This window comes from Thermocrispum sp. (genome assembly GCF_002919275.1).
Lineage (GTDB): Bacteria > Actinomycetota > Actinomycetes > Mycobacteriales > Pseudonocardiaceae > Thermocrispum > Thermocrispum agreste.
On sequence record NZ_PKFA01000043.1, the window covers coordinates 21,721 to 38,430 of the forward strand.

Sequence of the window (16,710 nt, forward strand, 5' to 3'; positions counted from 1 at the left end):
GGTTCGAGGGTGTGCTCTGCGCTCTTGCGGGTCGCTGACCGGGAGCGGGCGAGTTGGTGGGGCCGGGGGTGCCGGGCTGTCGTGTTGGTTGCGGGGCTGGGTGGGTGCCTTGCCTTGCCCTGGCTTCTTGTGGGTGGTTGACCGGGAGCGGCAGGCCTGCCGAGCGGCCCTCAGGTCCGTGAACGGAGGGACCCGGAGCCGGTGCGAGCCGGCGCCCGTTCTCCCCAGCGCTACTGCGGGCGGCTGGCCAAGTCCACGGAGCTGCGGTCGCGGATGCGGAACCGCTCGTCCGTCTCGTGCCGCTCGAGCGCCAGCCCGGCCACGAAGCGGCCGATGGCCATGCCGTGCTTGAGCAGGTGCCCGGAGTCCCCGGCCACCAGCACCATCCCACGGTGCTCCGGGTGGCGGTCGATCATGAAATGGGTGTCCGCGGTGTTGGCGATCTGGCTGACCGCCATCTGGCTGATCGGCTGATCGGCCAGCCCGGGGAACCTGGCGGCCAGATAGCGACGGGTCCGTGCGATGGACGTCTCGTCGACGATCCGGTCCTCCCGGTCCAGGTCGATGTGCAGCTGCCGCCAGACCAGGACCGCTTTGAATCCGAAGCCACCGGCGGCGGGGATGCCGTACGCGCCGTTGCCATGATCGATCCAGCACGGGAACTCGGTGTGGTCGTAGCCGGTCTCGCCGGGCGGGGTGGCGATCATGATGACGTTCTGCCGGACGACGTCCAGGTGGCGGCGCAGCGTGCGCGGGAACAACCCGCTCATCCAGGCGCCGCACGCCATGACCACCACGTCGGCGGCGATCGGCTTGCCGTCGAGCAGCGGGCGCTCGGCTTCGTCGGTCACCACCCGAGCGCGGCGCAGCTTGCCGCCCTCACGGAGGAACTGGCGGACGGCGGCCTGCACCGCGCGCTGCGCGTAGACGAATCCGGCCTCGGGCTCCCACAGTCCGTAGGCGATGTCGTCGGCCTTCATGACCGGAAGCCGCACCGGCAGCTCGTGAGCCGGGGCGACGAAGTGCGGGATGCCCAGCCGCTCGAGCGTCTTCTTGCTCGCGTCCTCCCACGCGGTGTTGCCCTCCTTGGCCAGCATCACCGCTCCGCACTGCACGAACAGCTCCTCGCCGGTCTGCTCGCCGAGTTCCAGCCAGCCGAGCCTGCCTTCCCTGCTCAGCTGCGCGTAGAACTCGTCGGTGCCGTGACTCGACCGCAGGATGCGGTGCTCGCCGCCGGACGCCGCGCCGGGATGGCCCGGTTCCCAGGCGTCCACCAGCGTCACATCGAGGCCTTCGCGGCGCAGGCTCAGTGCTGTGGTGGTGCCGGCGACCCCGGCGCCCACCACCACGGCTGTGGTTCGACGTGCCATGTTCGGTCGCTCCCTCGGATCCGGCATCGGGCTGGACGATGACCCTTGCCTCGGTTTCGAATACCGTATACGTTAATGCCCGATCCTGTCAGCAGGCGACCCTCCAGAGGTGCAGGGCATGCAACTTCCAGAAGGAACAGACACCGTCGAGCTGGCCGTCCCCGACGCCTTCGGCATCCTGCGCGGAAAGCGCGTTCCCGCCTCCGCCTGGCCTCACGTCGCCGAGAACGGCATCCACATGGCGAGCGTCATCTACACCTGGACGCCCCGCTGCGAGATCCGCGACGACGACGAATGGCTGGACCCGAGCAAGGGCTGGCCGGACATGCAGGCGGTGCCGACGGGCGACCTTCGTCCGGTGCCGTGGCGGCCGGGAGCCGTCATGGTGTTGTGCGAAACCAAGGACGAGGACGGCCAGCAGCTGCCTGTCTCACCTCGCGACGTGCTGGCCAAGGTCCTCGGCAAGGCCGCCGCGATGGGCTTCGAAGTCCGGATCGGTTTCGAACTGGAGTTCTACCTGCTCGATCCGGTGACCAAGCGGCCGAAGCACCGCGACATCCAGTGCTACGGGCTGGCCAGGGGCGCCGAATACGAGGACGTGCTGGGTCCGATGCGCAAGCACCTCGTCGACTTCGGCATCCCGGTGGAAGCGTGCAACACCGAGTACGCGCCCGGGCAGATCGAGGTCAACATCCGCTACGACGAGGCGATGCGCACCGCGGACAACGCGGTGCTGTTCCGCAACGCGGTCAAGGAGATCGCGCAGCAGCACGGCTACCTCGCCACGTTCATGCCCAAGATCGACTACGACCAGTCCGGCAGCGGCGTTCACCTGCACCATTCGCTGTGGCGGGACGGCAAGAACGTCTTCTCCGACGGCGGCAAGCTCTCCGACGTCGGACGGTGGTACCTCGGCGGCCTGCAGCACCACATGGCCGAGCTCACGCTGTTCGGCACGCCGACCCCCAACGGCTACAAGCGCCGCGTGCCGTACTCGTTCTGCCCGCAGAACGCGACATGGGGCCACGACAACCGGACCGTGGCCCTCCGGGTGATCGAGGGCGGCGACAACGCGGTGCGGATCGAACAGCGCGACGGCTCCGCCGATGCCAACCCGTACCTGATCATGGCAGCGCAGATCGCCGCAGGCCTGCACGGCATCGAGCACCGCATGGAGCCGGGCCCGGCCACCGACACCGACGCCTACGCCGTCACCGACGCCCCGCTGCTGCCCCGCAACGTACCGGAGGCCGTCGAGGCGCTGCGCAAGTCGGACCTGGCCAGGAAGGTCTTCGGCGACCTGCTGGTCGCGGTCACCGCCGGGATCGCGATGCACGAGCACGAGTACTGCACGCTCCGGGTCTCCGACATCGAGCGCGACCGGTACCTGGAGGTGTTCTGATGGAGCTCGCTCGTGTCGTCGGCCAGTGCACCGCCACGGTCAAGGAGCCGTCGCTGGCCGGGCAGAAGTTCGCGCTCGTCCGCCGGGCCGACGAGCACGGCGAGCTGATCGGGCCGGTCGAGGTCGCGCTGGACGTGACCGGTTCCGGCCCCGGCGAGCTGGTGCTGATGGTTCGCGGTTCGGCCGCGCGCCAGCCGTCGCAGACCAGGCAACTGGCCGCGGACCTGTCCATCGTGGCCATCGTCGACGAGCTCGCCGTCGGCTACCCGCCGCGCGCGAACACCGGCTCGGCCCCCCGCCGCTCCCGTGCGCGCGCTGCCGGACGAGCCTCGTGAACCGCCTTCAGACCCCCTTCGCAAGCACATCCAACACCGACCGGAAGAGGTAATGACAATGGCTGAAGTTCCCCAGGTGGCGATCGGCATGATCGAGACCCGCGGCGTGGTGCCCGCGATCGAAGCGGCGGACGCCATGGTGAAGGCGGCGAACGTCCAGCTGGTCGCCAAGGAGGCGGTCGGCGGCGGGCTGGTCGCGGTCATCGTGCGCGGCGACGTCGGCGCGGTGAAGGCGGCCACCGACGCCGGGGCCGTGGCGGCCAACAAGGTCGGCGAGGTGCTGTCGGTGCACGTGATCGCCCGGCCGCACGAGGGCATCGCGTCGATCCTGCCTGCCGCGTAAGCACCCGTCCGCTCAGTGAGGTTCCCCCATGTCCGACGCTCAGTTCCGGGCGATGCTCGACGCGCTCGGGCGCGACGCGGCGCCACCGGAGACCACGCCGCCGAAGCCGTCCCGGGTGGCCGTGCTCGGGGCCGGCCCGGTCGGCCAGCTGCTGGCCTGCCAGGCGCTGGCCGAAGGAGCCGAGGTGAGCCTGCACTCGGTCTACGGCGACGAGCTGTCCGCGCTGGCGGCCGCGGGCGGGATCACCGTGCGTGGCGCCGGATTGATCGGCAGTTACGCGGTCGGTGACGGACCCGCGACGACACCGCGGATCCGGCTGGCCGCCAGCGCGGATGCCGCGATCCGCGACGCCGACGTGATCTTCGTGGCCACGCCGGCGGCGGCGCATGCCACCTACGCCGGGCTGCTGGCCTCCAGCCTGCAGGACGGCCAGCTCGTCGTGCTCGTGCCAGGGCGTTTCCTGGGAGCGGTCGATTTCGCCCGTGCCCTGCACATGCACTTGTGCTCGGCCGAGGTGACCGTCGCCGACCTCGACGTGGCGCCGTACCTGGCCACCCAGGACGGTGCCCAGATCCACGTGCACGCGCTCGCCCGGCAGGTCGCGCTGGCCACCTTGCCGGTCGAGGCGGCAGAGCCGACCACGGCGAGGTTGCGTGAGCTGCTGCCGATGCTGCGTGCGGTCGACAGCCCGTTGGTCACCGCGTTCAGCTCGGTGACCGGGGTCGTCACCGTCGCCCCGCTGCTCACCAACACGGCGGCGTTGGAAGGCGACCGGCGCCAGAAAGTGCTGTTGCGCGACCTGATCGTGCCGGGGCTGTCCGAGACGGTGATCGCCGATCTCGACCGCGAACGTCGTGCGGTGGCGTTCCATTTCGGCGTGCACGACCTGCCACCGGCCGCGACCTGGCTGCGCACCGCCTACGGCGACAGCCCTCAGGTCCGCGACGACCCGGACGAGGACGTCTGCCGCGCCATCCGTGACCTGGAGGTCTTCGACGACTTCGCGGCGGTGACCGGCTCCGGCCCGCGGGTGATCGACGACGTGCCGTTCACGCTGGTGCCGCTGGCCGACGCGGGCCGCCTCGCCGGCGTTCCGACCCCGGTGACCGACACGATGATCGCCTTGGCCTCGAGCTTGGCGGGCGCCGACTTCGCCCGGCAAGGCCGCACGCTCGGCGGCCTGGGCCTGGCCGGTCAGCGCCCCGAAGAACTCCGGCGCCGCCTGGCGACCGCCTCCGGACGGCGACCGCATGCGACGACCTGGCGGAAGGTGTGACGGTGTACGAGGACTTGGAGAGCATCGCGGAGGCACGCCGGTGTGCCGAGCGGGCGTACGAGGCATGGCTGAAGTTCCGCTCCTTCACGCCCGATCAGGTGGACGCGATCGTCCGGGCGATGGCCCGGGCGGCCGAGCGCGAAGCAGGCAGGCTCGCCGAGATGGCGCACGCCGAAACCGGCTACGGCAAGGTGGCGGACAAGCGGCTGAAGAACCTCTACAACTCGCGCGTGGTCAGCAAGTGGCTGGACAACGTCACCACGCTGGGGGTGTTGTGGCGGGACGAGGCCACCAAGGTGGTGGCCGTCGGTGAGCCGATGGGCGTGGTCGCCGGGTTGATCCCGGTGACCCACCCGACCGCCTTGGTCATCTTCAAGGTGCTGTCCGCGGTGAAGGCGGGCAACGCGATCGTCTGCGCGCCCCATCCGCGTGGCGCCCGGTCGTCGCTGGAAACCGCCACCGTGATGGCTGATGCGGCGGTTCAGGCCGGTGCGCCGCAGCACTTGGTGCAGTGCATGTCCAAGGCCGGCATCGACGGCACGACCGAGCTCATGAAGCACTACCGGACGTCGGTGGTGCTGGCCACCGGCGGCGCCGGGATGGTCCGCGCGGCGTACTCGTCGGGGAAACCCACGATCGCGGTCGGCCCGGGCAACGTGCCGTGCTACGTCGACCGCTCCAAGGCCGACGAGCTGGCCGAGGTCGCCGACGCGATCCTGACCTCGAAGGACTTCGACCACGGCACCGGTTGCGTGTGCGAGCAGGCGATCATCGCCGACCGCCGGATCGCGGGCAGGCTGCGGGAGGAGATGCGCCGTCACGGTGCCTACTTCTGCACCAGCCGGGAGGCCGAGGCGCTGGCCGGTGTGCTGTTCACCAAGGACCTGGGCATCGTCCCGGAGAACGTCGGTCAGTCCGCGGCCACGCTCGCCGAACGGGCCGGCTTCTCCGTGCCGCCGCGCACCCGGGTGCTGGTCGCCGACCAGGACAAGGTGGGGCGCAGCCATCCGTTGTCCGCCGAGAAGCTCAGCCCAGTGCTGGCCTTCTACGAGGTCGACGACGCCGACGCCGGTTACCGGCTGGCCAACGAGGTGCTTCGCTTCGGCGGCGAGGGCCACTCCGCGGCGCTGCACGCGGCCGACTCCGAGGTGGTGGCGAAGTTCTCCTCGCTGCCCGCCGGGCGGGTGTTCGTGAACGTCCCGTGCATGCACGCGGGCATCGGGTTCTCCGCCGACGTCGAACCCAGCTTCATGCTCGGCACCGGCACGTTGTCCGGCTCGATCACCTCCGACAACGTCACCGCGATGCATCTGATCAACATCAAGCGGATCGCCTATGAGTCCCGGCCGTGGCGCTCGCTTGCCGAGATGTTCGAGAGGACGCCCTGATGGCTCAGACCAATTTCCAGTTGCGCGCCCTGGTCCAGATCGACCGGCTGCAGCCACAGTTCGCCGCCTACAACGGCGCCACGGTGCAGGGCTCGATCCCACTGGCCGGGGACACCGTCCTGGTCGGCGAGCTGGGACCGGGCAACGAGGTGTTCCGGATCGTCGACGTCGCGCTCAAGGCCGCCCAGGTGGAGGCGAGCACGCAGATCGTGGAGCGCGAGTACGGGTTCTTCATCCTGCGCTCGCCGCACAACTCGGAGATCATCACCGCCCGCGAGGCGATCCTGGCGCACACCGGGCTGAAGGTGTCCGACCGGAAGGCTCCCGTGGTGGAGAGCAGCCAGATCATCACGTCCGTCGAGCCGTACCAGGCGCAGCTGCTGAACAAGTGGCGGAAAGGCACGATGCTGGTGCCCGGGGAGACGCTGGGCATCGTGGAGTGCTCGCCCGCCGCCTACATCGCCGCCGCGGCCAACGAGGCCGAGAAGTACGCCTCGATCAACCTGGTCGAGGTGCGCGCCGTCGGCAAGTTCGGGCGGCTGTTCCTGTCCGGGTCGGAGGAGGAAGTGCGCACCGCGGTCGGTGCCGCGGTGAACTGTCTCGAGGGCATGGAGGGCAGCTGATGCCCATCGTCTCCGAGCACGACGTGCGTGCCGCGCTCAAGCGCGGGGAGCGGAAACTCCAGGTGCCGGCCGACGCGATCGTGACACCGCAGGCGCTGGAGATCGCCGACCGGTTCGGGCTGCCGGTGCGCTACGGGGAACCACCGCACCCGGTGGCTCCCGGCATCGACCCGGCCAGGGCGGTCGCCCGCACGCTGGTGCGGCGATCCCCGCGGTGGGTGGCTCCGCCGCGGCGGCCCGGGCTGGCTCCGACCCGGTTCACCCGGATCGCTTTCGTCGGAGCGGGCATGGTCGGCACGACGGCGGCGCATCTGGCCGCGATGTCCGGGATGGCCGCCGAACTGACGCTGATCGACGTCGTGCCGGGCCTGGCCGCGTCGGTGGCGCTGGACATCGAGCACGCCTCGGGCATCACCGGCTCGCGGACCAGGGCGAAAGGCGGCACGTCGCTGAAGCTGGTGGCGGGCGCCGAGGCGGTGGTGGTCACGGCAGGCCGGCCGCGGTCGCCCGGCATGACGAGGGCAGGCCTGCTGGAGATCAACGGACGTGTGGTGCGTGACGTCGGCGAAGCGATCGCCGCGCACGCGCCGAACGCCGTGGTGATCGTGGTGACCAACCCGGTCGACGAGATGACCTACCAGTTGTGGCGGGCCAGTGGTCTGCCGGACGAGCAGGTGCTCGGGATGGCGGGCACGCTGGACTCCAGCCGGTTCCGCAACGCGCTCGCGGAAGCCGCCAAGGTTTCCCCGGCCGATGTGTCCGCGGTCGCGCTGGGCAGCCACGGCGCCGAGATGGTTCCGGTGGTCTCCACGGCCACGATCAAGGGACGGCCGGTCCGCGAGGTGCTGCCGGAGGACAAGATCCAGGCCTGCGTCCGGGACGCCATCGACGGCGGTGCGCAGGTCGTCGCCCTGCGCAAGACCGGGTCGGCGTTCATCGCTCCGGCGCATGCGGTGATCGAAGTGCTCGAGGCGATGCGCGGCGCCATCGCCGATCCCGTTCCGGTCTCGGCGATGGTGCACGGCGAGTACGGCCTGGAGGGTGTGTTCCTGGGTGTCCGGGCCCGGCTCGGCCGGACCGGCGTGGTCGAGATCATCGAGGACCGGCTGGACGAGGCGGAGCTCGCCGCGCTCGGCAAGGCGGCCGCCTCGATCAAGCAGCGGCTGGGGATAGCGACCGAATCCTGACCGTACGCCTGGAGCCCGGCCGCACCCCGGTGCCGGTGGCTCGGGCGCCGAGCTCAGCGTCCGGCCTTTCGTGAAGAGTCCCGGCTGCACTGCGAGCGTGCCTGCAACAGCGCAGCAGGAAACCGGGCTGAGGCGCGCAGCGGCGGGCGCCTGCCGGTGCTGGCGCCACGCACGAAGCAATCTTCCTGGTGAGGTGCGGCGGGGTTTCCGGGCAGCGTCCGGCTGGCTCGTTGGTGGTGTGCGGCGGGATCGCCGGCTGTGTCGGGCTGGTTCGTGGACGGTGTGCGGCGACTTGCGCAGCCTCCGGCTGGCTGGTTGGGCGGTGTGCGGGCGGTGTGCGGGGTGGGTTTGCCGGGTGGTGTCGGGCTGGTTCGTGGACGGTGTGTGGCGGGATTGCGGGTGGCGTCCGGCTGACTGGTTGGGTGTGCGCGGCGGGTTTGGCGCGCTGCCTCCGGTTGGTTCGTGGCGGAGCGCGGCGAGCGCCGACGCCTTCATGGGCCTGCCACGGTCCCTGACGTGTCCCGGCGCCATCACGGTTTCCTGCCCTCTGCCGGGGAACGTCTGGTATCTCAGACACATGACGTCGTTCCGTGGGTGAGAGAAGCGGCGGCAGGGAGTGCAATGGGGGCATGTCGTCCGCACAGTCGCCCGCGTCAGAGCCGACCGGGCAGATCCCGGTCGCGTCGCCCGCAGCGTCGTCCGGCACGGTGATCCCGGTCGGGCCGGAGCCGCTGACCGTCGAGCAGGTCGTCGCGGTCGCGCGCGGGGGAGCGAAGGTCGAGCTGACCGACGAGGCCGTCAAGCGCATCGAAGCGGCCCGAGTCCATGTCGACGCCCACGCCGCGGCCAGCCGTCCCGCCTATGGCGTGTCGACCGGCTTCGGCGCGCTGGCCACCAAGCACATCCCGGTCGAACGGCGCGCCGACCTGCAACGCTCGCTGATCCGCTCGCACGCCGCCGGGGCAGGGGACCCGGTGGAACCCGAAGTCGTGCGCGCAATGATGCTGCTTCGCCTGCGCACGCTCGCCGCCGGGCACAGCGGCGTCCGGCCGGAAACCGCACAAGCGCTGGCTGCACTGCTGAATGCCGGCCTGATCCCGGTCGTGCACGAGTTCGGCTCGCTCGGTTGCTCCGGCGACCTCGCACCGCTGGCCGCCGTGGCGCTGGCCCTGATGGGCGAGGGGGAAGTGTTCGACCCAGAAGGCCATCGCCGGCCCGCCGCCGATGCACTGGCCGAGGCCGGGATCGAGCCGGTCCGGCTGGCCGAGAAGGAAGGCCTGGCGCTGACCAACGGCACCGACGGCATGCTCGGCATGCTGGCCCTGGCGTTGACCGACCTGTCGCGGCTGCTCGACGTCGCCGATCTCACGGCTGCGATGAGCGTCGAGGCACTGTTGGGCACCGACCGGGTGTTCGCCGCCGATTTGCACGCACTGCGCCCGCACCCCGGCCAGGCTCACTCCGCGGCGCGGATGACCGCGTTGCTGGCCGGCTCACCGATCGTGGCCAGCCACCGCGGACCCGAGGACCCACGGGTGCAGGATGCGTACTCGCTGCGCTGCGCTCCCCAGGTGCACGGTGCCGCCCGCGACACGGTCGCGCACGCCCGCACGGTCGCGGAACGCGAGCTGGCCTCGGCGATCGACAACCCGGTGGTCCTCGACGACGGCCGGATCGAGTCCAACGGCAATTTCCACGGCGCGCCCGTCGCGTACGTGCTGGACTTCCTGGCCATCCCGATCGCCGACGTGGCGAGCATGGCTGAGCGGCGGACCGACCGGATGCTGGACGTGGCCCGCTCGCACGGCCTGCCGCCGTTCCTGGCCGACGACCCCGGCGTCGACTCCGGCTACATGATCGCGCAGTACACCCAGGCCGCCGTGGTGTCCGAGTTGAAGCGGCTGGCCGTCCCGGCATCGGTGGACTCCATCCCCTCGTCGGCGATGCAGGAAGACCACGTGTCGATGGGGTGGTCGGCCGCACGCAAGTTGCGCCGGGCCGTGCGTGGGCTGACCACGGTGCTTGCCGTCGAGTACCTGACCTCGGCACGAGCGCTGGACCTGCGCCAACCGCTCGAGCCAGCCGCTGCGACCGGCGCCGCCGTGGCGCTGCTGCGCGAGCGGGTGCCCGGGGCTGGCCCCGACCGGCACCTCGCCCCGGAGATCGCCGCGGCCGAAGAGCTGATCGCGTCGGGTGCCGTGCTCGACGCGGTGTCACCACACCTGGGAGGGAACGCATGACGGGGAAGATCACGGCCGCGCGGGGCTCCACGCTGACCGCGCGCAGCTGGCAGACCGAAGCCGCGCTGCGCATGCTGCACAACAACCTGGACCCGGAGGTCGCCGAGCGGCCGGAGGACCTGGTGGTCTACGGCGGCACCGGCAAGGCGGCGCGGGACTGGCCGTCGTTTCACGCCATCACCCGCGAGCTGACCACCTTGGCCGGTGACGAGACGCTGCTGGTGCAGTCCGGCAAGCCGGTGGGAGTCATGCGGACCCACGAGTGGGCGCCGCGGGTGCTGATCGCGAACTCGAACCTGGTGCCGGAGTGGGCGACCTGGCCGGAGTTTCGGCGGCTCGACGCTCTCGGCCTCACCATGTACGGGCAGATGACCGCGGGCTCGTGGATCTACATCGGCACGCAGGGCATCCTGCAGGGCACGTACGAGACGTTCGCCGCGGTGGCCGCCAAGCGGTTCGGCGGCTCGCTGGCCGGGACGTTGACGGTGACCGCCGGCCTGGGCGGCATGGGCGGTGCGCAGCCGCTGGCCATCACGATGAACGGCGGGGTGGCGCTGGTCGTCGAGGTCAACCCGGCGCGTGCTCAGCGTCGTGTCGAGACACGCTACCTCGACGTCATCGCAGACGACCTGGACGACGCCATCGCGCGGGCCGAGGCGGCCAAGCGCGAGCGCAAGCCGCTGTCGGTCGGCGTGATCGGCAATGCCGCCGAGGTGCTGCCCGAACTGCTGCGCCGCAACGTCGAGGTCGACGTCGTCACCGACCAGACCTCGGCGCACGACCCGCTGTCGTACTTGCCGAAGGGGGTGGCGCTGGAGGACTGGGACGACTACGCGGCCGCGAAGCCGGACGAGTTCACCGATCGAGCGCGCGAGTCCATGGCCGAGCACGTCGATGCGATGGTCGGCTTCCTGGACCGCGGCGCCGAGGTGTTCGACTACGGCAATTCGCTGCGCAGCGAAGCCAAACTCGGTGGCGCCGAGCGGGCCTTCGACTACCCGGGCTTCGTGCCTGCCTACATCCGGCCGCTGTTCTGCCAGGGCAAGGGCCCGTTCCGCTGGGCGGCGCTGTCCGGTGACCCGGCCGACATCGCCGCCACCGACCGCGCCATCCTCGAGCTGTTCGGCGAGAACGAGGCGTTGACCAGGTGGATCCGGCTGGCCGGTGAGCGGGTGGCCTTCCAGGGGCTGCCCGCCCGCATCTGCTGGCTCGGCTACGGCGAGCGCCACCTGGCGGGGCTGCGGTTCAACGAGATGGTCGCCTCCGGCGAGCTGGCGGCGCCGATCGTCATCGGCCGTGATCACCTGGACTGCGGTTCGGTCGCCTCGCCGTACCGGGAAACCGAGGCGATGGCCGACGGGTCGGACGCCATCGCGGATTGGCCGCTGCTGAACGCGCTGGTCAACACCGCGTCGGGCGCCACGTGGGTGTCCATTCACCACGGTGGCGGGGTCGGCATCGGCCGGTCGATCCACGCCGGGCAGGTGACGGTGGCCGACGGCACGGAACTGGCGGCGCAGAAGCTGGAACGCGTGCTGACCAACGATCCCGGCATGGGGGTCGTCCGGCACGTCGACGCCGGGTATCCCGAGGCCAAGCAGGTGGCGGCCGAGCGTGGTGTCCGGGTGCCGATGGCATGACGCTGCTGCGGGATCTCGAAGGTGTCGGCGCCGACCGCTTCCGGGGCGGCTATTCCCGGCACGTGTTCACCGCCCCCGAGCTGGAGCTGCGCGCCTGGTTCACCGAACAGGCGCAGCGGCGCGGCCTCGACGTGGAGCAGGACCGGAACGGCAACCTCTGGGCCTGGTGGGGTCGGCCCGGGCCGGACGCCGTCGTCACCGGCAGCCATCTGGACTCGGTCCCCGGCGGCGGCGCGTTCGACGGACCGCTGGGCGTCGCATCCGCTCTGGCGGCGGTGGACCGGCTGCGGGCACAGGGATTCCGCCCTCGCCGGCCCCTCGCTGTGGTCGTCTTCGCCGAAGAGGAAGGCGGGCGGTTCGGCGTGGCCTGCCTCGGCTCACGACTGCTGACCGGTGCCATCGCGCCCGAACGGGCGCTGACACTGACCGACGCCGATGGTGTGACGTTCGCGGAGGCGGCCCGTCGGGCAGGGATCGACCCGGCGCGTGTCGGGCCCGACCCGGACCGGCTGGGGATGATCGGGGCCTTCGTCGAGCTGCATGTCGAGCAGGGCAGGGCGCTCGAACCGCTGGGGCAGCCGGTCGCGATCGGCTCCACCATCGACCCGCACGGGCGCTGGCGGCTCAGCTTCGTCGGGCGGGGTGATCACGCGGGGACCGCGTTGATGGGCGATCGGCGTGACCCGATGGTGCCCGCCGCCCGGACCGTGCTGGCGGCCCGGTCGGCGGCGCGGGCCGGGACCCGCGCGACGGTCGGCCGCCTGGTGCCCGTGCCCGGTGGCACCAACGTGATCGCGCGGCGTGTGGACCTCTGGCTCGACACCCGCTCGGCGAGCGAGCCAAGCACCCGGGAGGCCGTCGACGAGGTGATCTCGGCGGCCCGGCTGGCGGCCGCCGAGGAAGGGTGCGAGGTGGAAGTGCGCGAGGAATCGTTCAGCGGCGAGGTCACCTTCGACGCCGAGCTGCGGGAGCGGATCCAGCGCGTGCTGGGCGAAGTGCCGGTACTGCCCACGGGGGCCGGGCACGATGCCGGAGTGCTCGCCGCGCACGTGCCTGCCGGAATGCTCTACGTGCGCAATCCGACGGGGGTGTCGCACGCGCCGGAAGAGTTCGCGACCGACGAGGACTGTGCCGCTGGTGTCGAGTCGCTGGCCGCCGTGCTGGAGGAGCTGGCTGGATGAACGAACGGTTGTGGTGCGAGTTCGCCTGGCTGCCGGACGGGCCGGTACCCGGTGTCGCGATCACCGTGGACGGCTCCCGCATCACCTCCGTCGAGCCGGGTGCCCCACGCGAGGGCACCGTCCTGACCGGGCTGACCCTGCCCGGCTTCGCCAACGCGCACTCGCACGCGTTCCATCGCGCGCTTCGTGGCCGCACGCACGCCGACGGCGGCACGTTCTGGACGTGGCGCGAGCGCATGTATGCGGTTGCGGAGCGACTGGAACCGGAGACCTACCGCCGGTTGGCCCGGGCGGTGTTCGCCGAGATGGTGCTCGCGGGCTTCACCAGCGTCGGGGAGTTCCATTACCTCCACCACGCACCAGGCGGCCGTCCCTACGCGGACCCGAACGAGATGGGGCACGCGCTGGCGCAGGCGGCTGCCGAGGCGGGAATCCGGCTCACGCTGCTCGACACCTGCTACTTGACGCCGGGGCTGGAAGGCGGCGAGCTCTCACCCGCTCAGCGCCGCTTCTCCGACGGTGATGCCGAGCGTTGGGCGGCTCGCGTCGACGAATTCCGTCCCTCGGGTTTGGTCCGTGTCGGCGCCGCGGTGCATTCGGTGCGGGCGGTACCCGCCGAACAGATTCCCGTCGTGGCCTCGTGGGCCTCGGGTCGTCCGCTGCACGCTCACTTGTCCGAGCAGCGTGCGGAGAACGAGGCATGCCGGCGTGTTCACGGACGCAGCCCGTCGGAGTTGCTGGCTGATCTGGGCGTGCTGCGCGACGATTTCGTCGCCGTCCATGCCACCCACCTGACCGACAAGGACGTCGCGTTGTTGAGCGGTTCCGGTGTCTGCTTCTGCCCGACGACGGAACGGGACTTGGGTGACGGCATCGGCCCGGCCCGCCGTCTGGCCGACGCCGGGGCGACGCTGAGCCTGGGATCGGATTCGCACGCCGTGGTCGACCCGTTCGCCGAGATCCTGGCGCTGGAGGCGGACGAGCGGCTCGCCACGGAGTCGCGAGGTCATTTCACTCCCGGTGAGCTGGTCGCGGCGGCGGCTCGGCACGAGGCGATCGGCTGGCCCGAGGTCGGCAAGATCGCCGCGGGATGGCAAGCGGATCTGGTCGTGATCGACACCGAGTCCGTGCGCACGGCGGGCAGTGAGCCCGTTGGCGTTCCGTTGTGCGCGACCGGTGCGGAGGTGCGGCACGTGATGATCGCGGGGGAGTGGACGGTGCACGAAGGCAGACATCAACGGGTGGAACGGCCCGCCGCGGAGCTGGCCGCTGCGATCGGGGAGTTGCTGTGACCGCGACCGTGATCACGGGAATCTCGGAACTGACGACCAACGAGCCCGAGCTGGGCCGGCTGACCGAGGCCGCGGTGGTCGTCGATGGCGAACGCGTGGTGTGGGTCGGCCGCAGCGCCGACGAACCGGTGGCCGACGAGCGGGTGGACGTCGGTGGGCGGGCGATGCTGCCCGGGTGGGTGGACTCGCACACGCACCTGGTCTTCGCCGGTGACCGCACCGCAGAGTTCGAGGCACGCATGGCTGGCCAGGCGTATTCGGCGGGCGGGATCAACGTCACCGTCGAGGCCACGCGAGCGGCGTCCGACGAAGAACTCGCTGGGAATCTCCGGCGGCTGGTGAACGAGGCTGTCCGCCAGGGCACGACCTATGTGGAGACCAAGACCGGGTACGGGCTCACCGTCGAACAGGAAGCCCGGTCCGCGCGGATCGCGGCCGACGTCGCCGACGAGGTGACCTTCCTCGGCGCGCACATCGTGCCCGCCGGAGAGTCCGCAGAGTCCTACGTGGACGTCGTGTGCGGCCCGATGCTGGACGCCGTCGCACCGTATGTGCGGTGGGCCGACGTGTTCTGCGAAACCGGCGCATTCGACGCCGACCAGTCCGAGCGAGTGCTTCAGGCGGCGAAACGGCGAGGGCTCGGCCTGCGCGTGCACGGGAATCAGCTGGGGGAGGGGCCCGGCGTGCAGCTTGCGGTGCGGCTCGGCGCGGCAAGCGTCGACCACTGCACGCACCTCAGCGACGAGGACGTGGCGGCACTGGCTGCCAGCGACACCGTCGCGACCGTGCTTCCCGCGTGCGACTTGTCGACCCGGCAGCCGCTGGCTCCGGCGCGGCGCCTGCTGGACGCGGGCGCAACCGTGGCCATCGCCAGCAACGCCAACCCCGGCAGCTCGTACACCACGTCGATGGCCTACTGCGTGGCGACGGCCGTTCTGCAGATGGGCATGTCCGTGGAAGAAGCCGTGTGGGCCGCTACGCGTGGCGGCGCGCGGGCCCTGCGTGCGGACGCCGGTGACGGCGCCGTCGGCGTCATCCGGCCTGGCGCTCGTGCTGACCTGCACGTTCTGGACGCCCCCTCGGCGACCCACCTCGCCTACCGGCCTGGGGTGCCGCTGACCTGGGCCGTCTGGCGCCGTGGTCAGCGCGTGGTGTGAGCCCGCCGCGCTCCGTGGTGTCGATGTCGACCCGTCGTGACGATACGCACGGTCCCGTCGGTTGAAGTGGCGCTGTGACCGTGCACTCACTGATCGCGGTGAGCCTGCGTGCTCCGGTATGACCAGAACTAGCTCACGGATTCCCGCAGTGTCTCGGCCAGCGGCCCGAGCCGGTCGAGGATCCCGAGGCGGCCGGCGAGCTCAGCGCACTCGGATCGAGCATGGGAACTCAGCTGGCCGGCGGCGTCAGCCAGTGCCTGCTGCGACTGTTGCGGCAGTTCCGCGGCGATCGGCAGGAACGGCTCCCACAGCCCGTGCTCGGCGGCCACCTCCAGGACGCCGGCCAGGACGTCGTCGCCGAGGTCGGCAAGGTGGGCCGCGACCTCCGCGGTTTGGTCCTCGCGCAGCTGCCCGGCGATGTCCCGCAGCAAGGTGGGCCACAATCCGGCCTCGGATGCCGTGTGCAGCAGGGACTTCAGCCGGTCGGCGGCCAGCGCGTCGATCACCGTCGGGATCGCGCCTTCGTCGTCGACGGCGAACGCCGTGCGGAGGATGTGCTCGTCGGACAGGGCGCGAAGACAGTGGCGGAGCTTGTCCACGGGCAGGTAGCCGACGAAGGCGCCCAGGGTGATCCAGTCACCGCGGTCGGCCAGTTCCACGCTGGTGGACACGATCGTCTGGGTCGGCAGTGCCTCGATGATCCGCTGTGCCCGCCGCGGGTCCAGCTCGACGGCCACGTCGGCCAAGAACGTCACCGACAAGCGCTTGGCGATGTCCACCGCTTTGCCGGGGTCGAGTTCCCCGGCGATGCGCGCACACAGCAGCGGGCCGAACGCCTTCTGGCCGACCAAAGCGATGATCGGGCTGGGGATCAGCTTGGCGGCCGCGCCGAGCCGGCGCAGCGCGTCACCGTACGCATCGAACAACGACTCGGTGACCTGGGCGCGGAATGCCCGCAGGTCCGCGTCGTCGACCTCGAGCAGGAAGGCCAGCTCCTCCGGCTGCTTCCGCAGCAGCCGGGCCAGCCGCAAGATCTCCGCCCGCTCGTGCACGGCGGCAGCACCCGTCACAGTCCCACCGCCTTACGGACCGGGCCGCGCAGCAGCCGTGGGATGTGGCGCAGGCTGTCCTCGGCCGCGGCGGCGAGCGCTTCCGCCTGCTCTCGGCGGGCCGCCCCGATGGCGTCGGACAGCAGTTGCTGGTGCTCCTCGCTCAGCGCGGCGATGCCTGCGGGCAGGCCGCCTTTCACCCGCTGGTCGAGCGGCTTACGGCTCAT

General features: G+C 71.2%; 15 protein-coding genes. 12 read left to right on the forward strand and 3 right to left on the reverse strand.

Going from position 1 to position 16,710, the window contains the following annotated elements:
- Positions 1-230: 230 nt before the first annotated feature.
- A complete protein-coding gene (locus CXP56_RS09450) occupies positions 231-1,370 on the reverse strand; it encodes an NAD(P)/FAD-dependent oxidoreductase (protein WP_286900787.1) in 1,140 nt (379 codons plus the stop codon).
- 118 nt (positions 1,371-1,488) lie between these two features.
- Between CXP56_RS09450 and CXP56_RS09455 the strand changes: the two genes are divergently transcribed.
- The 12 genes from CXP56_RS09455 to hutI all read left to right on the forward strand — a co-directional run bounded on the left by CXP56_RS09455 (position 1,489) and on the right by hutI (position 15,434).
- On the forward strand, positions 1,489-2,772 hold the full coding sequence (locus CXP56_RS09455; RefSeq protein ID WP_286900789.1) for a glutamine synthetase family protein: 1,284 nt from the start codon (positions 1,489-1,491) through the stop codon (positions 2,770-2,772).
- A complete protein-coding gene (locus CXP56_RS09460) occupies positions 2,772-3,107 on the forward strand; it encodes a EutN/CcmL family microcompartment protein (RefSeq protein WP_051309796.1) in 336 nt (111 codons plus the stop codon). Before CXP56_RS09455 ends, CXP56_RS09460 begins: the two co-directional genes overlap by 1 nt.
- A gap of 58 nt (positions 3,108-3,165) precedes the next feature.
- Complete coding sequence (locus tag CXP56_RS09465; protein ID WP_028846793.1) at positions 3,166-3,450, forward strand: BMC domain-containing protein; 285 nt, start codon at positions 3,166-3,168, stop codon at positions 3,448-3,450.
- 28 nt (positions 3,451-3,478) lie between these two features.
- Positions 3,479-4,726 (forward strand): NAD/NADP octopine/nopaline dehydrogenase family protein, encoded by a 1,248-nt coding sequence (locus tag CXP56_RS09470; RefSeq protein WP_028846792.1) that lies wholly within the window; start codon positions 3,479-3,481, stop codon positions 4,724-4,726.
- 2 nt (positions 4,727-4,728) lie between these two features.
- Positions 4,729-6,114 carry an aldehyde dehydrogenase family protein gene (locus CXP56_RS09475; protein ID WP_211227480.1) on the forward strand — a complete coding sequence of 462 codons (1,386 nt, stop codon included), beginning with the start codon at positions 4,729-4,731 and terminating at the stop codon, positions 6,112-6,114.
- On the forward strand, positions 6,114-6,737 hold the full coding sequence (locus CXP56_RS09480; RefSeq protein WP_028846791.1) for a BMC domain-containing protein: 624 nt from the start codon (positions 6,114-6,116) through the stop codon (positions 6,735-6,737). The genes CXP56_RS09475 and CXP56_RS09480 overlap by 1 nt, the downstream gene beginning before the upstream one ends.
- Complete coding sequence (locus tag CXP56_RS09485; protein WP_051309794.1) at positions 6,737-7,924, forward strand: malate dehydrogenase; 1,188 nt, start codon at positions 6,737-6,739, stop codon at positions 7,922-7,924. Before CXP56_RS09480 ends, CXP56_RS09485 begins: the two co-directional genes overlap by 1 nt.
- Positions 7,925-8,553: 629 nt before the next feature.
- Positions 8,554-10,164: a histidine ammonia-lyase gene (gene hutH, locus CXP56_RS09490; protein ID WP_286900797.1), complete on the forward strand. Its 1,611-nt coding sequence runs from the start codon at positions 8,554-8,556 to the stop codon at positions 10,162-10,164.
- Positions 10,161-11,804, forward strand: coding sequence for a urocanate hydratase (gene hutU / locus CXP56_RS09495; protein ID WP_286900799.1), 1,644 nt, complete (start codon positions 10,161-10,163; stop codon positions 11,802-11,804). The genes hutH and hutU overlap by 4 nt, the downstream gene beginning before the upstream one ends.
- Entirely contained in the window at positions 11,801-12,985 is a 1,185-nt protein-coding gene (locus tag CXP56_RS09500; RefSeq protein ID WP_028846787.1) for an allantoate amidohydrolase, read from the forward strand. Before hutU ends, CXP56_RS09500 begins: the two co-directional genes overlap by 4 nt.
- On the forward strand, positions 12,982-14,277 hold the full coding sequence (locus CXP56_RS09505; protein ID WP_038044545.1) for a formimidoylglutamate deiminase: 1,296 nt from the start codon (positions 12,982-12,984) through the stop codon (positions 14,275-14,277). Before CXP56_RS09500 ends, CXP56_RS09505 begins: the two co-directional genes overlap by 4 nt.
- A complete protein-coding gene (gene hutI / locus CXP56_RS09510; RefSeq protein WP_286900802.1) occupies positions 14,274-15,434 on the forward strand; it encodes an imidazolonepropionase in 1,161 nt (386 codons plus the stop codon). The genes CXP56_RS09505 and hutI overlap by 4 nt, the downstream gene beginning before the upstream one ends.
- Positions 15,435-15,562: 128 nt before the next feature.
- Here the strand turns inward: hutI and CXP56_RS09515 are convergent, their stop codons facing one another.
- Both CXP56_RS09515 and CXP56_RS09520 read right to left on the reverse strand, forming a co-directional pair.
- Positions 15,563-16,504, reverse strand: coding sequence for a hypothetical protein (locus CXP56_RS09515; protein WP_286900805.1), 942 nt, complete (start codon positions 16,502-16,504; stop codon positions 15,563-15,565).
- Positions 16,501-16,710 carry a hypothetical protein gene (locus tag CXP56_RS09520; protein ID WP_028846784.1) on the reverse strand — a complete coding sequence of 70 codons (210 nt, stop codon included), beginning with the start codon at positions 16,708-16,710 and terminating at the stop codon, positions 16,501-16,503. The genes CXP56_RS09515 and CXP56_RS09520 overlap by 4 nt, the downstream gene beginning before the upstream one ends.

Bases quoted from the DNA above. Each gene is read 5' to 3' on its own strand.
- CXP56_RS09450 (WP_286900787.1), bottom strand. From the start codon at position 1,370: ATGGCACGTCGAACCACAGCCGTGGTGGTGGGCGCCGGGGTCGCCGGC.
- CXP56_RS09485 (WP_051309794.1), top strand. From the start codon at position 6,737: ATGCCCATCGTCTCCGAGCACGACGTGCGTGCCGCGCTCAAGCGCGGG.
- hutU (WP_286900799.1), top strand. From the start codon at position 10,161: ATGACGGGGAAGATCACGGCCGCGCGGGGCTCCACGCTGACCGCGCGC.
- CXP56_RS09500 (WP_028846787.1), top strand. From the start codon at position 11,801: ATGACGCTGCTGCGGGATCTCGAAGGTGTCGGCGCCGACCGCTTCCGG.
- CXP56_RS09460 (WP_051309796.1), top strand. From the start codon at position 2,772: ATGGAGCTCGCTCGTGTCGTCGGCCAGTGCACCGCCACGGTCAAGGAG.
- CXP56_RS09455 (WP_286900789.1), top strand. From the start codon at position 1,489: ATGCAACTTCCAGAAGGAACAGACACCGTCGAGCTGGCCGTCCCCGAC.
- CXP56_RS09520 (WP_028846784.1), bottom strand. From the start codon at position 16,710: ATGAGCCGTAAGCCGCTCGACCAGCGGGTGAAAGGCGGCCTGCCCGCA.
- CXP56_RS09505 (WP_038044545.1), top strand. From the start codon at position 12,982: ATGAACGAACGGTTGTGGTGCGAGTTCGCCTGGCTGCCGGACGGGCCG.
- CXP56_RS09480 (WP_028846791.1), top strand. From the start codon at position 6,114: ATGGCTCAGACCAATTTCCAGTTGCGCGCCCTGGTCCAGATCGACCGG.
- CXP56_RS09465 (WP_028846793.1), top strand. From the start codon at position 3,166: ATGGCTGAAGTTCCCCAGGTGGCGATCGGCATGATCGAGACCCGCGGC.
- CXP56_RS09470 (WP_028846792.1), top strand. From the start codon at position 3,479: ATGTCCGACGCTCAGTTCCGGGCGATGCTCGACGCGCTCGGGCGCGAC.
- hutH (WP_286900797.1), top strand. From the start codon at position 8,554: ATGTCGTCCGCACAGTCGCCCGCGTCAGAGCCGACCGGGCAGATCCCG.